The organism is Bacteroides sp. 14(A) (assembly GCF_000526555.1).
Classification (GTDB): Bacteria; Bacteroidota; Bacteroidia; order Bacteroidales; family Bacteroidaceae; genus Bacteroides; species Bacteroides cellulosilyticus.
The window spans coordinates 1649510-1664126 of sequence record NZ_JAGH01000001.1 but is presented as its reverse complement, the minus strand read 5'-3'; the positions used below and the strand labels follow the sequence as shown (position 1 = coordinate 1664126).

Here is a 14617-nt window from a genome sequence, read left to right as displayed (position 1 = left end):
ACATTTATTATGTATTAAGGCAAATCAGCAGCAATAGCAAATCCACATATTCACTGCCTGAATACTTAATGAGATAGGTACGAATCAACTTAAGGGAGGTAGATATATGCTCCTGAACGGTGTTGACGGAGATGCCCAACTTATCTGCAATCTCTTTATGAGAGAGCTGGGCTTCACGACTCATCTCAAAAATCTCACGCTGGCGGGGAGTCAGCTGCTGCAAGGCATGGGAAATGAGGGATTTCAAATCATTCAGCATTACTTCACGTTTGGTATCTTCCGTGTAGTCCAATGCCTGTGAAAGAATACTCTCCTTTAGTTTTTCCTCATTAGCAGCATTGCGCAACTGGTTCAGTATCCGGTTGCGCATAATGGTGTAGAGATAGGAAGAAAAGGAAACATCGGGATTAATGAAACGGCGGCTTTGCCAAACTACAGTGAAAGCATCCTGAAAAACATCTTCTGCATACTCCCGCGATTTAAGGAAACGCATTGCAAAGTATATCAGACGGTTTTTATAAGTGGCATACAATTCACAAAAGGCGTCCTCATCCCCCCCTATCAAGCGGAGAATGAGTGAACGTTCTTCTGAGAAATTATCTGCACACATATAGCAATCTTTAGTTTTTTCGGGAAACAAAAGTTTAATAGATGCTGCAAACGTATGTAAAATCCGGGAAATAAAAAAGGGAAAAGATAAAATAAGAAGAAAGCATAGCTTACTTATTCTATCAATTTATTCCCGTGAAATTCGTTTCAGGTGTTCTTCTATCTTTTGAAAAAATGATGCCAGATGCGAACCATCTACAAAGGCATGATTTACATAAATAGATAAAGGAAATACCAGACGCCCCTCGCGGGTTACCGCTTTACCGGAAGTCATCAAAGGGTAACTGCAACCATTGCCGGCTTCGGCCAGCGTATAGGTGGTGGCAGTGAAATACATTTTGGGGACAGCGCTTAAATGCACTACATCATAATCTCCCTGTTTTGCCAACTCCTCTTCGGCACCATAAGGATTGCCATCTTCGGGGATATTGGTTATCAACTCATACGCTTCGGCATAAAAGCGTTTGAAATCTTCGTGGTAAGGAATCCGAACCGTATAAAAGGTCTTTCCTGGAACAGCTATCGGAGAAATGATATCCACTTCATCATGAAAAATAACTTGTCCGTTCTTGTCGGTACGATAACGGAGTTCCGGAACTTCATTCGCTGAACGTACTACAGCATACAGATAATAGAGAAAAAAGGAATGACCCGAGGCTCTCGCTGCGGCACTGGCTTCGGTACAATCAATCTCTGTGGTAATGGAATACCAAGAATTTACAAAGCCCCGGAAGAAATTGTAATTATCCCGGCGCTCCCATGTCTCGATGTCTACAATATGTCTCATAAAGTTATTGATTAATCAAAAATGCCCGGTCGCATGATATCAGCCGGGCATTCGTTCGTTTATTTTCCTTTCTTATAGTTTTCCAATCCTGTTTGCAAGAACTCGATATACTTAGGAATGTCCTCGTCATACGAATAAGATTTATTCAAAGGGCGACCTTCATTATCTATCAGCACATAGAAGGGCTGTGCATTGGCACCGAATTTAACGCGTTGGAGATAACTCCACTTATCGCCTACTGTACGCAATGTACGTTCCCGACCGTTTTCTGTCACTTTAACAGGTGAGGTCAACGGGGTTTTATTATCTACATAAAGTGTAATAAGTACGTAGTCGTTGTTGATAATGTCACTTACCTTAGAGTCTGTCCATACGGCAAGCTCCATCTTACGACAGTTTACACAACCATAACCGGTGAAGTCGAGCATTACTGGTTTGCCATGCTGACGGGCATATTCCATACCCAGATCATAATCATCGAACTTGGCATGCACTTCATTATTATAGAGGTTGAAGTCCTGAGTCTGCATAGGCGGTGCAAAAGCACTGACCGCCTTCAACGGAGCCCCCCACAAACCGGGAACCATATATACGGCAAATGCCAGTGAGAAAAGTGCCATAAAGAAGCGGCCCACTCCCACTTTCGTATTGTCATCATCATGCGGGAATTTGATCTTGCCCAACAGGTAGAAGCCCAGTAAAGCAAACAGAACAATCCACAATGCCAGGAACGTTTCGCGGTCGAGAATGCGCCAGCCATAAGCCAGGTCGGCTACAGAGAGGAACTTCAGAGCGAAAGCCAGTTCCAGGAAACCGAGGGTAACCTTTATGACATTCATCCAACCGCCTGATTTCGGCATAGACTTCAGCCAGGACGGGAACAGAGCGAACAACGTGAACGGCAATGCCAAAGCAATAGCAAAACCGAGCATACCGATAGCCGGAGCTACCACGCTACCCGTTGTAGATACCTGTACCAGCAAGAAACCGATAATAGGACCTGTACAAGAGAAAGACACCAGTGAAAGCGTGAATGCCATCAGGAAGATACTGAGCAAACCGCTTGTTGCTTCCGCTTTACTATCTACTGCATTGCTCCATTTAGAGGGCAGCGTCAGTTCGAAAGCTCCGAAGAAGGAAGCTGCAAACACCACCAGCATCAGACAGAAAAGGATATTAAACACAGCATTCGTGGAAAGTGCGTTCAGCGCACTGGCACCAAAGATCAACGTAATGGCCAAACCTAAAGTTACGTAAATCACCACGATGGAAGCGCCATACGTCCAGGCATCACGAATACCTTTCTTTTTATCTTTGGAACGTTTCAGGAAGAAACTTACTGTCATAGGGATAATAGGCCACACACAAGGGGTAAACAATGCCAGCAGTCCACCGAGGAAACCGGTGATAAAGATATAGAACCATGACATATCTTCCTGTGAAGTGGTTTCACCATAAGATTGCAGATCATTAATGACAGGTTTCCACAAGTCAATATTACCTGCCACATTTATATCCGTCGGACCATCTGCACCACCTATGATGCCGGTAGAAGCTGTATCCACAGGTGTTTCAGTTTGAGAAGCAGGTTGAGTTTCCGGTTTCGTGTCCTCTGCCGGAGCTGTTACCTTTTCAGCAGGAGTTGTAGCTGCTGCACCTTTAGCGACTTCCGCTTTACCTGAAAAATTAAATTCTACTTGCGTAGGAGGCAAACAGTTTTCATCATTACAAGCACCGAATTCCAGAAAACCTTCTATCTTATAATCTCCTCCTGTGAGCTTCAGCTTCTGAACAAATTGTGCCGTAGACTCAAAATAGCGTACGTTCATCTCGAATAACTTATCATAAGAAGCTATTTCTTTTCCTTTCGGCTGCAACTTTCCTACAACTGTAGCACCAGAAATCTTCTCTACATTGAAGGTAGCCGAGATAGGGCCACCGTCACCCAAGTCGGTAGAATATACATGCCAACCCTTGTCGATAGTAGCGGTAAATACAATTTCCGCCTCTCCCGCTGCAAGCGTCTTCAGTTCCGACTTAAACTTGACGGGCTCCTGTATCTGCGCTTGTGCCACGACAGCAATCAGCAACAGACAAATGGATAGTATTTTTCTCATCCTTATAATCTATAATTTATTATTAAATCTCGTAGTCAACACAAGCGCGATTCTCCTTTACATCAGCAATCAGCTTGCCTGCTGCCACATGCTCGGGATGAGTAGCATAAAATTTCACGTCGTCCAGCGTATCAAATTCGCTGTAGAGGGCAATGCTCCAAGTTTCGCCGGGATTCATATTGAGTCCAACTTCTATCTTACGTATAACAGATATTTTAGCTGGTAAAGCCTCGATAGCGGCCTTGAATTCTTTCATTGCTGTCAGCTTTTTGTCAGCCGGAGCTTCGTCTTTTAATTTAAATAATACAATGTGTTTGACCATAACTTTGCAATTTTAATGATTTATCTATATATTTGTCAACCGAAGCGATTAATATTAACCGCAAAAATACTCGTTTTGTTTTAAATATACACTTAAACGGATGTTAATAATAGGAATTGCAGGCGGAACTGGCTCGGGAAAAACCACCGTCGTACGTAAAATCATTGAAAGCCTGCCGGCAGGTGAAGTGGTACTGTTACCGCAAGACTCTTACTATAAGGACAGTAGCCATGTACCTGTAGAAGAACGACAGAACATCAACTTTGACCACCCGGATGCCTTCGAGTGGAGTCTTTTATCTAAACATGTAGCCATGCTGCGTGAAGGAAAAAGCATTGAACAACCCACCTACTCGTACCTTACTTGTACACGAGAGCCCGAAACGATTCATATCGAGCCACGGGAAGTAGTGATTATTGAAGGAATTCTTGCCCTGTGCGATAAGAAACTGCGCAGCATGATGGACCTCAAAATCTTTGTGGATGCTGATCCGGACGAACGTCTGATTCGTGTCATACAACGGGATGTAGTGGAGCGCGGACGTACAGCAGAAGCGGTTATGGAGCGGTATACCCGTATCTTGAAGCCTATGCATCTGCAATTCATCGAACCGTGCAAACGATATGCGGACCTGATTATACCCGAAGGAGGAAATAATCAGGTGGCAATCGATATTCTGACGATGTATATAAAGAAGCATCTTTGAGAATTAAAAATTAAAAATTAAATGAGGGGAACTGCTAATCTTTTCCTGATTGCCTTGTTATGTCTGTGCTGCCTGTCGGGGTGCGGAAATAAACGGCATGGTTCCATGCCCGATGAAGCTGTGGGCGATTTGCAACAGATAAAAGATAGCGGTGAACTCGTTGTACTGACGCTATACAGTTCTACTTCTTACTTCAACTATCGTGGCCAGGAAATGGGGTTCCAGTACGAGTTGAGTGAACAGTTTGCCAAAAGTCTCGGGGTAAAACTGCGCGTAGTGGTGGCAAGGAATGTACAGGGACTTATAAAAAAGTTACTGGCAGGCGAAGGAGACATCATTGCCTACAATGTCCCCATCACGAAGGAATTAAAAGATAGTCTGATCTATTGCGGTGAAGAGGTCATCACACACCAGGTTATTGTGCAACGCGCAGGTGGGAAGACAAAACCGCTGACGGATGTAACAGAACTGATAGGTAAGGATGTATATGTAAAGCCCGGGAAATATTACGACCGTTTGGTAAATCTGGATAAAGAACTCGGTGGCGGCATCCATATCCACAAAGTGACTAATGACAGCATTTCAGTGGAGGACCTCATCACACAAGTATCCCAGGGAAAGATTCCTTATACGGTGGCCGATAATGACGTAGCCAGACTTAACACTACGTATTATCCCAACCTGAATATTAAATTATCCATCAGTTTCGACCAAAGGGCTTCCTGGGCGGTGCGCAAGGATAGTCCGGAACTGGCAGCAGCCGCTAATAAATGGCATGAAGAGAATATGACTTCTCCCGCCTATACTGCCAGTATGAAAAGATATTTTGAGATCAGTAAGGCAACTCCACACACTTCTATCCTTTCTCTTCGTGAGGGAAAGATTTCACATTTCGACGAATTATTCAAAAAGTATGCTTCGGAAATAGACTGGGACTGGCGATTGCTTGCTTCTCTGGCATATACGGAGTCGAACTTTGATACGACAGCCGTTTCATGGGCCGGTGCCAAAGGGCTAATGCAACTGATGCCTGCTACAGCACGTGCCATGGGACTCCCCGAGGGAAAAGAACAGAATCCGGAAGAGAGTGTGAAGGCTGCCATAAAATATATCAATGCTACCAGTAAGAGTTTCTCTTCAGTACCGAAAGAGGAGCGGCTCAACTTCGTACTTGCTTCCTACAATTCGGGTATCGGCCACGTACAGGATGCAATGGCACTGGCTGAGAAATATGGTAAGAACAAGTATGTCTGGAAAGACAACGTAGAAAACTTCATCTTATTGAAAAGCAATGAAGAATACTTCACCGACCCTGTCTGCAAAAACGGATACTTCCGTGGAATAGAGACATATAACTTTGTGAGGGATATTATGGGAAGGTATGAGACGTATAAGAAGAAGATAAAGAAATAGTGATTAGGGGTTATCACTAACCCCTAATCACTAAAATAAGTTCAGCTTATTCTTCTGCGCCTCCTCCAACGAAACAGTCTTCGGTACTTGCGTAACGCTCTTCTCACGCAACCGTTGATATTCTGAACTTAATTTTTCTTTTAATTCTTCTTTGGCTTTCGGATTCATCAAGCGGGCAGCTACTGTTGCATTCTGCGAAGCATCTTTCAGATGAACTACAGGAGCATGATAGACAGGAGCTATTTTCAATGCTGTATGCAGTTGAGAGGTAGTAGCTCCACCTATCAATAAAGGAATATCGGCACCTACCTTTTCCAGTTCCATAGCCACGTGTACCATTTCTTCCAATGATGGGGTTATCAGACCACTGAGTCCAATCATATCCACCTTTTCTTCCAAGGCACGCTGAACAATCGTTTCGGCAGGTACCATCACACCAAGGTCTATAATCTCATAACCATTGCAGGCCATGACCACAGAAACGATATTTTTGCCTATATCATGTACATCACCTTTCACCGTGGCAAGCAGGACTTTTCCGGCGGAGGTGGAGCCTTCTTGTTTTTCCGCTTCAATTACAGGCTGAAGAATGGCAACGGCTTTCTTCATGGTACGGGCTGTTTTCACCACCTGGGGCAAAAACATTTTTCCGGCGCCAAAGAGTTCACCTACATAGTTCATACCTGACATTAAAGGACCTTCGATGATATCCACAGCTTTCGGATAAAGCTTCAGGGCTTCTGCCAAGTCTTCCTCCAGATAGTCACCAATTCCTTTTGTCAAAGCATGTTTCAAACGTTCTTCCACACTTGTTCCATTACGCCATGAAAGAGGGGCAACTTGTTTATCAGTGGCATTACCTTTCTGTTGTTCGGCAGCAGCTTTCAGTTGTTCAGCAGTTTCTATCAGGCGTTCGGCAGCATCGGGACGACGGTTTAAAACCACATCCTCTATACGTTCCAGTATATCGGCAGGGATATCGGTATAAAGTACAGCCGTAGCCGGATTTACGATTCCCATATCCATTCCTTCACGGATAGCATGATAAAGGAACACTGCATGCATGGCTTCACGGATATAATTGTTGCCGCGGAAAGAGAATGAAAGATTGCTAACGCCACCACTGACATGCGCACCCGGCAGATTCTTACGTATCCAACCGGTAGCCCGGATGAAGTCTACGGCATAATTATTATGTTCGTCCATACCCGTAGCTACGGCAAGGACGTTAGGGTCAAAGATAATATCATGAGGATTAAAGCCCACTTTCTCAACCAAAAGCTGATAAGCACGGGCACACACTTCAATCTTACGTTCGTATGTATCCGCCTGTCCTTTTTCATCAAAAGCCATTACTACGGTAGCCGCACCATATTGCCTGATCGTGCGGGCATGTTCCAGAAACTTTTCTTCTCCCTCTTTCAGAGAGATTGAATTCACGATGGACTTTCCTTGCAGGCATTTCAATCCAGCAACGATTACATCCCATTTAGAGGAGTCAATCATCACAGGAACACGGGCAATCTCAGGCTCAGAAGCAATCAGATTGAGGAAAGTAGTCATTTCAGCCTGTGCATCCAGCAGGCCATCGTCCATATTTACATCCACCACCTGCGCCCCGTCTTCTACTTGCTGACGGGCAATGCTGAGGGCTTCATCGTATTTCTTTTCATTAACCAGACGCAGGAACTTGCGGGAACCGGCCACATTACAGCGTTCTCCCACATTGATAAAGTTCTTCTCAGGAGTCACTTCCAATAATTCCAGGCCGGAAAGCCAAAGACTTTCGGGTTTCGGAGCAGGAACATGGGGAGCAGCACCGGCTATCAAGGCAGAATATTCGGCAATGTATGCATCGGTCGTACCACAGCAACCGCCAATGATGTTTATCAGACCTTCCTGAATATACTCTTTCACTTCATGCGCCATATCGGCAGGCGTCTGGTCATATTGTCCCAGGCTGTTGGGCAATCCCGCATTGGGGTATGCACTGATATAATAAGGAGCACGGGCAGCAAGCTGTTCCAGGAAAGGTTTCAACTGGCGGGCGCCAAAGGAACAGTTCAAGCCTACCGAAAAGATATTGGCATGCTGAACTGAGGCAAGAAAAGCCTCCAAAGTCTGTCCCGACAGAGTACGTCCGCCTGTATCGGATACGGTAACGGACAGCATAACAGGAACTTGAACGCCTGTAGCCTCCATCGCCTTTTCCGCAGCAAAGATAGCTGCTTTGGCATTCAATGTATCGAATATGGTTTCTATCAGCAGAGCGTCTACTCCACCTTCCAGCAAGGCTTCCATCTGTTCCCGATAGGCATCGGCAAGTTCATCGTAAGTCAGCGCACGCATGGCCGGATTATTCACATCGGGACTCATGGAGCAAGTCTTATTGGTAGGCCCGATAGAGCCGGCTACAAAACGTGGTTTATCAGGTGTAGAAAATTCATCAGCTACTTCACGTGCCAGTTTAACGGCAGCCAGATTCATCTCACGTACATATTCCTGCACATGATAATCGGCCATACTGACACTGGTAGAACTAAACGTATTGGTTTCAATGATATCGGCACCTGCCATGAGATATTTACGGTGTATATCCTGTATCACATCAGGGCGCGTCAGACAAAGCAGATCATTGTTTCCTTTCATCTGCCCGGGGATGCCAGCAAAGCGCTCCCCCCTGAAGTCTTCCTCCGTTAAGTTGTACCGTTGTATCATGGTGCCCATAGCACCGTCTAAAATAAGGATGCGCTCACGCACCAACTTTTCAATAGAAACCATTTGTATTCAGTGATAGAATGATATTATCTCTTAAACATCCGCGCCATATCGCGTTTATCATCTTTTTCTTTCAACGCTTCGCGCTTGTCGTATTGCTTTTTACCTTTGGCAAGAGCCACTACCACTTTAGCAAGCCCTTTTTCATTAATAAACATACGAATGGGAATCATTGTAAAACCGGGGTCTTTTGCTCCACGCGCCAGTTTATCAAGTTCTTTTTTAGTAAGTAAGAGTTTGCGCTCCCTGCGTGCCGAATGGTTATTATACGAACCGTAGAAGTATTCGGAAATATGCATATTCTTCACCCACAACTCGCCATTGGCAAAGTAACAGAAGGTATCTACAAGGCTTGCCTTACCCATGCGGATCGATTTAATTTCCGTACCCGTGAGCACAATGCCCGCGGTATAAGTGTCTACCAATTCGTAATCGAATGTAGCACGCTTATTTTTTATATTAACAGGAGCTTGTTTCATGATTTCAAACGTTAATTAAGCACCATCGTCAGCTTGTTGAATATAAACTGAATGAGCATAGGACAGGCAATCAGTAGGATGGAAGAAATGATTGTAAACCGTAACCGGTCTTTTTCTTCTACTTTCATCAACGTGGAAGCCCCCTCCCACACCACATACACAATATAGAACTGCAACAGCAATCCGATGATATTAAAGTCCGGCAATATGCCGATAATAATCTGGAGCAAGAAAAGAACAACCAGCGCATAGCCCGCAAACTGTTGCGTTAATGGCATGTCACTGTCCATCATAAACATTTTAACGCGCATCCCATTTATGAGATACGCTGCCAGAAAATATCCTCCAAAGAGGGATACTGCCACCGCGCAACATTGCGTCATGGCATATTGAAAACTCTCGGGACCGCCCCATCCCTTCGCCAGCAAAGAACCGATGAAGACGGACAATCCACATAAACCAATCATAGGATAGACAAAAGCAGTAAATACTTTTCGCCTATCCTCTTCCAAACGAATTTCCTCCCAAGCCTTGGCCGGAGAGGAAATCAGTAACATTGCTATATGGAATAATGCTTTATAATCCAAATTATTTAACTGTATATTCCCACACTTGTTCAGTAGCTCCTTCCAAAGAATTCTTCGAAGTGTTAACCTGACCAATTACTTTAATCTTAGTCGGCTTCTGCCCTGCTTTAAGTCCAAACATATTTAGTGCGGAAGTTAATTGATATGCCTTGCTTGTAGAAGTATATACATTACGTGCAACCGGATCTTCACTCGTTTCAGTTATTACATGATTCAAAGTCAAGACAAATTCTGTATCTCCTTGCTTTACACTTTCCAAATCATAAGTAAGTACAAAAGCATGTTTTGCCAATTCTTCTTTCTGCTTTTCATCACTGCTTTCCTGCTTCACCCAATACACAGGAGTTACAATTATGTATTCATTATCAAAAACAACAATCGGATCTATATTCACAGTACCACTTGAAAAAGAGACATTACCGGAAAATGCATAGAAAGCTGAATTTGCCTTTGTAGATTCAGAAGCACTTACTGGTCCTTCATTACCCTTTGCATTTATAGAAACCGGTTCAATGCCATTATAAAGTGTCACTGTTATAGAAGCTGCATCAGGAGATTGCAATTCCGAATCAAATTGGTAATAGAAACCATAAATTTCCCCCATATTAAAAGTTGTTGTTGAAGAACCCGATACAACCAATTTCTGTCCATTAAATAATTGGAAAGTAGGAGGATAAAAATCTGTACACTTGCCATAAGCAAATCCTGTGACTGTAGGGTCATTATCGCTATTAAAGCATGAAGTTAAAGAAACACCCATTAATAAGGTAAGGGCAACCATCCAGATTTTAAATTTAGCCATTTTCATTGTTCTATAAATATTAGAGTTTGCAAATTTAGATAAAAGAATTGAGTAACACTGCACTCTCCTCATTTTTTCATTGTTTTTAAGAGTAAATGAAATATTAATCTAAATACTGCACCCCCTGCCTCCTATTTAACATCAATTCACAAACAACATAATATCAGAGAAAGGAAAAGTGTAGCAACCAAACAGTGTACTTGTGGCGAACATCTTCCCAACAGCAGATAAATAGCAATAAAGTTAAAGTAAAACATTACTTTGCCTTTACCTTTTTATCACTATGCCTTATTCTAATCTTTGTTTTCCAATTGCGGGCTGTTCAGCCCACAATTGGAAAACGGATAGCCCACAGATGGAAACCAACGGGCCCACAATTGGGGGATAGAGTTTTAGTTTAGACCTAACCAGATTTTAAATTAAGGGTGTATACTTTTAGAAGTAAAGGAAAAGAGATCTTTCTTTAGTCATTTACGGATAAATCCTAAAGAAGAAAGGGGGGAAATACGATTTTGATAAGAAGAAAGCCCTATATTAGAGATAATAAGGCCCAAAAACGCTGCTTTTTCACACAAAATACCTCTATTCAGCATTTATCGAATTATCAACTGTCAGACAAGAAGATAAGTCTTTTTTTTGTAAATATTCTACAAAAAGTGGTGTAGACAAACAGTTTATCTACACCACTTTTTCAGCTTACCTACACATGCCTCCCCCTCCCATCAGCAAAGGGTTTCAGGCACATGGATGTAGGTGTGCAGACAAGATTGCCCAAAAACTCTCTTGTCAGACGATTTTAGCAAACAGTTCCAGATGTTCATCTACATAACTGGCTACCATAGCTGTGATTCCTTCCTCTTTTTCCAAAAATTCTTCTTCCAATTCATCGAAAGCTTCATATTGCTCGTACATAGCCATGAATTCATCATCTGTACGTTCCCGTTCCAGATCTTCGCGATGGGCATCATAAATCTTTTTAGCTCTATATACCAGTTTTCCGAAATCTTCCGCTCCCCACAGACGCATCACTTTAGCAAATGGATTGGCAAAAATATAACCACCATACCCATTCTGTATCAACTGACAGAAGCCACCATCCATTACTTCATCACGAAATATCTGGTATGCAAGTAAAGTGTGCTGCTCACCTGTCAGTAATGGCATGGATTCAGCAGTTAGTTCACCACCTATCACTTCTTTATATCTGTCGGTAAATACCTGAATAAAAGTATCCATTCCCTCGCCTGCGGCTTTGCGCAAGGCGGCATCAGTAATTTCTATCATAGTCTTCTTATTATGCCTTTTTCTAATTATTACGACAAAGATATGGAATTAAAAGATAAAGGTATAACAAGAAGACTAAAAACTATGAAAAGTGTTCCTACAATTTCCGCAGGACACCTTTATCACCTACCACAAAGTAAGTATCCTTATCAATCAATAATGCACGGCCACGTTTCTTTTTCTGATTTTCTTTATTGTCTACATTGACACCGATAACCTTGCCATCATAAAAAGTAGAAATATCCTTAAAGATGGTATGCCCTACGATAATATGTTTGGCTTGATAGCGTTCCATCACCATTTGCAGGCTATCCTGTGCCATTGGATGATACTTGGCATCCGTACGCACAAGGCCACGATACCAGATGGGGCCATCATTACCATACAGAAATGCGGTCAATGGAGAAAGAGCCCTGCGTTCTTTCTTATTCATAAAAAGGGCTTTGCTCATTTCTTCATTCACGGTAGGAATGCTTAAATTACGGTCATAGAAATTCTTGCCTAATCCGGCATGAACATAAAGGTCGCTGCCAATGGTCTGCATCGTATTACGAGTTCCTAACCATTTACCCAATTCCGTATCGGGTCCAAAAAGCTTAGGATAATCCATATTCAATTTCTGTGCCAGCACTTTATATTTATCTTTCGTATAGCGCAAGTCATTGGCCAATACCAACGGCTCATGATTCCCTAACAGGAAAGAAACCGTTCCACCTGCTTTTGCAGCCTCATCTTCCAACTTATAAAACAGCCAGAATATTTGCGGTACATCTTTTCCACGATCGAAAATATCGCCGATAACCATCAGGTGATTACTACCGAAGCTCCAATTGTAGTTTTTATCGATAACCCCATTACCCTGCAACAAGCTAATAACACAATCCAACCTGCCGTGCGGATCGGACATAACAAACACTTTCTCCGGTTGCCGATATTGCCAATCGGGGCGTTTCACCGGATGCAATTTCACATCAAACGGAAACCGCCCTTTATGATCTACCACATGCAGAGTAAAATCTTCGGGTAGTGCAACATAAGTAGTGTCGGTAATTTTCCCTTTCTTATCAACACTGATGACACGCGTTTTACCATCAGGCTGATAAAGCACATACGGCCCGTCAGCTGATAACTCTTCTTTTTTCTCTTTGTCTTTCTTCTTACCGTCTGAACCAAAAGTTCCGGCGTTTAGGCCGGAACTGATGAACATTAGAGTAAATGCGATAAGAAAGTACTTCATGAAACTTGTCTTACTCGTCATATATCATTTATTTAAATTATCTTCCACCATATTCAGGATTCTGTTCCATATTAGGATTGGCATCCATTTCCTTCTTGGGAATAGGAAGTACAATCATATAGAAATTCCAGTCATACGTCATATACTTCGTGTCATGCTTGGTTTTACTCAGATTACTGTCTTTTACATCCTTACGTTCCACTGTCAATCCATTTCTGATAACATCATACATGCGGTGTCCTTCGGCAACCAGTTCTTTACGGCGTTCGTTCAGTACTCTCTCCAAAGTTATAGTCTGTCCTACCACTGTGTTATCCGGATTAGCACGCTTCACTATCGGATCGAGATACTTAACAGCAGCGTCATTATCATTCTCCTTAACAGCGGCTTCGGCTGCATTCAGATAAGCCTCGGAAAGGCGGATCAACGGAATATTGGCATCTTCAATATTCTCTTCACGTTGCGGCTGATACTTATTTACATAAGCATAATATTTCTTATCGAAGCTCAGCAACTTAAGACGTATATCATTCGGGTCTTCTTTCAGGAACTGATAGAAAGAACAAGTGATACACATATCATCGTAACCGTCATAAGAGTTGAGATAACCCATACTTTCTTTACCCGGACTGTCAGTAGTGAGATTTACGATTTCGAACAATACTTCACCCGGTTTAGAGGCTGAAGCATCTTCTCCCCAAGCCGTGGGATAATCTTCATTGGTCCACAAAGCGTATTTATTCTTTTCTGCTCCTGTAATAGCATCGCTCGCCATTTTCAAAGCATTGGCATTTTCACCCTTATAAAGATAAACACGGCTGAGAAGCACCATTGCTCCCCATTTGTTTATTTTGCCCTTATTGAATTTTTCACCCAATAAAGAGAGACTTTGGGTAAGATCATCGATTATCTTTGTATAGCATTGAGCCACAGTGTTGCGTGTCGGCTTGCTATCAATAGTGGACAGACCTTCTATAATAGGCACACCCAGTGATGCCCCGTCATCTTTCAGATACGGATAACCGAAGATACGGGTCAGATCGAACAATGCCAGACCACGAATGGCCAGTGCCTCTCCTTTCAAATCATCCCGATATGCCTTGTCGTCTTCATCAATAACCAGTTTATCAATGTTCATCAAAATCAGATTACAATTCTGGATGATAGAATAAAGATAAGACCAATGACTGGAAGGGTTATCATCCTTAGTAAAGTTAAAACGGTAATAGTTAGCTACACGCTTAGTAGAGCTAACAGCCTGCATATCATCACCCGTCACATCTCCATAATATACCAGACGTCCGGAGTAGGCATCCGAACTCTGCATCGTGCTGTAAATGCCATTCAGAGTGAACTCAACATCCGACAATATCTTAATGCTGGTTTCAGTATCTACCGAAGTAGAAGGTTCCAAATCCAACCAACTGTTGCCGCAAGAAGTAGCGACGAACAACATGGAACTGATAAATAAATATTTTAATGGTTTCATAATATCT

13 protein-coding genes are annotated in these 14617 nt (G+C 42.8%); 2 read left to right on the top strand and 11 right to left on the bottom strand.

Annotation, left to right across the window (positions count from 1 at the left end):
- Positions 1 to 7: 7 nt before the first annotated feature.
- The 4 genes from K429_RS0106165 to K429_RS0106150 form a co-directional block, all read right to left on the bottom strand.
- Entirely contained in the window at positions 8 to 610 is a 603-nt protein-coding gene (locus K429_RS0106165) for an RNA polymerase sigma-70 factor (RefSeq protein ID WP_025726354.1), read from the bottom strand.
- A 126-nt stretch (positions 611 to 736) separates the two neighbouring features.
- Complete coding sequence (locus K429_RS0106160) at positions 737 to 1396, bottom strand: chloramphenicol acetyltransferase (RefSeq protein ID WP_007214583.1); 660 nt, start codon at positions 1394 to 1396, stop codon at positions 737 to 739.
- Positions 1397 to 1455: 59 nt separating this feature from the next.
- Positions 1456 to 3513, bottom strand: coding sequence for a cytochrome c biogenesis protein CcdA (locus K429_RS0106155; protein ID WP_025726353.1), 2058 nt, complete (start codon positions 3511 to 3513; stop codon positions 1456 to 1458).
- Positions 3514 to 3535: 22 nt separating this feature from the next.
- On the bottom strand, positions 3536 to 3835 hold the full coding sequence (locus K429_RS0106150; RefSeq protein WP_007217570.1) for a Dabb family protein: 300 nt from the start codon (positions 3833 to 3835) through the stop codon (positions 3536 to 3538).
- Between the two features lie 100 nt (positions 3836 to 3935).
- Here K429_RS0106150 and udk point away from each other — a divergent pair, with 100 nt between their 5' ends.
- Together udk and K429_RS0106140 are read left to right on the top strand one after the other, a co-directional pair.
- Positions 3936 to 4541, top strand: coding sequence for a uridine kinase (udk, locus tag K429_RS0106145; protein WP_007214587.1), 606 nt, complete (start codon positions 3936 to 3938; stop codon positions 4539 to 4541).
- Between the two features lie 21 nt (positions 4542 to 4562).
- A complete protein-coding gene (locus K429_RS0106140; RefSeq protein ID WP_007217569.1) occupies positions 4563 to 5954 on the top strand; it encodes a transporter substrate-binding domain-containing protein in 1392 nt (463 codons plus the stop codon).
- 30 nt (positions 5955 to 5984) lie between these two features.
- Here K429_RS0106140 and metH read toward each other — a convergent pair whose 3' ends face one another.
- The 7 genes from metH to K429_RS0106105 all read right to left on the bottom strand — a co-directional run bounded on the left by metH (position 5985) and on the right by K429_RS0106105 (position 14610).
- Positions 5985 to 8735 carry a methionine synthase gene (gene metH / locus K429_RS0106135; protein WP_025726352.1) on the bottom strand — a complete coding sequence of 917 codons (2751 nt, stop codon included), beginning with the start codon at positions 8733 to 8735 and terminating at the stop codon, positions 5985 to 5987.
- Between the two features lie 23 nt (positions 8736 to 8758).
- The gene (smpB, locus tag K429_RS0106130) at positions 8759 to 9211 is read right to left on the bottom strand and encodes an SsrA-binding protein (protein ID WP_022392213.1); all 453 of its coding nucleotides are present in this window, start codon (positions 9209 to 9211) and stop codon (positions 8759 to 8761) included.
- Between the two features lie 11 nt (positions 9212 to 9222).
- Positions 9223 to 9768, bottom strand: a complete 546-nt coding sequence (locus K429_RS0106125; RefSeq protein ID WP_007214592.1) for a Yip1 family protein — start codon at positions 9766 to 9768, stop codon at positions 9223 to 9225.
- A 31-nt stretch (positions 9769 to 9799) separates the two neighbouring features.
- Positions 9800 to 10606, bottom strand: coding sequence for a hypothetical protein (locus tag K429_RS0106120; protein WP_025726350.1), 807 nt, complete (start codon positions 10604 to 10606; stop codon positions 9800 to 9802).
- 780 nt (positions 10607 to 11386) lie between these two features.
- On the bottom strand, positions 11387 to 11884 hold the full coding sequence (locus K429_RS0106115; protein WP_007214594.1) for a DMP19 family protein: 498 nt from the start codon (positions 11882 to 11884) through the stop codon (positions 11387 to 11389).
- A gap of 97 nt (positions 11885 to 11981) precedes the next feature.
- The gene (locus K429_RS0106110) at positions 11982 to 13142 is read right to left on the bottom strand and encodes a metallophosphoesterase (RefSeq protein ID WP_025726349.1); all 1161 of its coding nucleotides are present in this window, start codon (positions 13140 to 13142) and stop codon (positions 11982 to 11984) included.
- Between the two features lie 16 nt (positions 13143 to 13158).
- Positions 13159 to 14610, bottom strand: a complete 1452-nt coding sequence (locus K429_RS0106105) for a RagB/SusD family nutrient uptake outer membrane protein (protein WP_025726348.1) — start codon at positions 14608 to 14610, stop codon at positions 13159 to 13161.
- Positions 14611 to 14617 lie beyond the last annotated feature (7 nt).

What these genes read in the sequence shown, in the direction of transcription:
- udk (WP_007214587.1), top strand. Translation starts at nt 3,936, where the DNA reads ATGTTAATAATAGGAATTGCAGGCGGAACTGGCTCGGGAAAAACCACC.
- K429_RS0106125 (WP_007214592.1), bottom strand. Translation starts at nt 9,768, where the DNA reads ATGTTACTGATTTCCTCTCCGGCCAAGGCTTGGGAGGAAATTCGTTTG.
- K429_RS0106165 (WP_025726354.1), bottom strand. Translation starts at nt 610, where the DNA reads ATGTGTGCAGATAATTTCTCAGAAGAACGTTCACTCATTCTCCGCTTG.
- K429_RS0106140 (WP_007217569.1), top strand. Translation starts at nt 4,563, where the DNA reads ATGAGGGGAACTGCTAATCTTTTCCTGATTGCCTTGTTATGTCTGTGC.
- metH (WP_025726352.1), bottom strand. Translation starts at nt 8,735, where the DNA reads ATGGTTTCTATTGAAAAGTTGGTGCGTGAGCGCATCCTTATTTTAGAC.
- K429_RS0106150 (WP_007217570.1), bottom strand. Translation starts at nt 3,835, where the DNA reads ATGGTCAAACACATTGTATTATTTAAATTAAAAGACGAAGCTCCGGCT.
- K429_RS0106120 (WP_025726350.1), bottom strand. Translation starts at nt 10,606, where the DNA reads ATGAAAATGGCTAAATTTAAAATCTGGATGGTTGCCCTTACCTTATTA.
- K429_RS0106115 (WP_007214594.1), bottom strand. Translation starts at nt 11,884, where the DNA reads ATGATAGAAATTACTGATGCCGCCTTGCGCAAAGCCGCAGGCGAGGGA.
- K429_RS0106160 (WP_007214583.1), bottom strand. Translation starts at nt 1,396, where the DNA reads ATGAGACATATTGTAGACATCGAGACATGGGAGCGCCGGGATAATTAC.
- K429_RS0106155 (WP_025726353.1), bottom strand. Translation starts at nt 3,513, where the DNA reads ATGAGAAAAATACTATCCATTTGTCTGTTGCTGATTGCTGTCGTGGCA.
- K429_RS0106105 (WP_025726348.1), bottom strand. Translation starts at nt 14,610, where the DNA reads ATGAAACCATTAAAATATTTATTTATCAGTTCCATGTTGTTCGTCGCT.
- smpB (WP_022392213.1), bottom strand. Translation starts at nt 9,211, where the DNA reads ATGAAACAAGCTCCTGTTAATATAAAAAATAAGCGTGCTACATTCGAT.
- K429_RS0106110 (WP_025726349.1), bottom strand. Translation starts at nt 13,142, where the DNA reads ATGACGAGTAAGACAAGTTTCATGAAGTACTTTCTTATCGCATTTACT.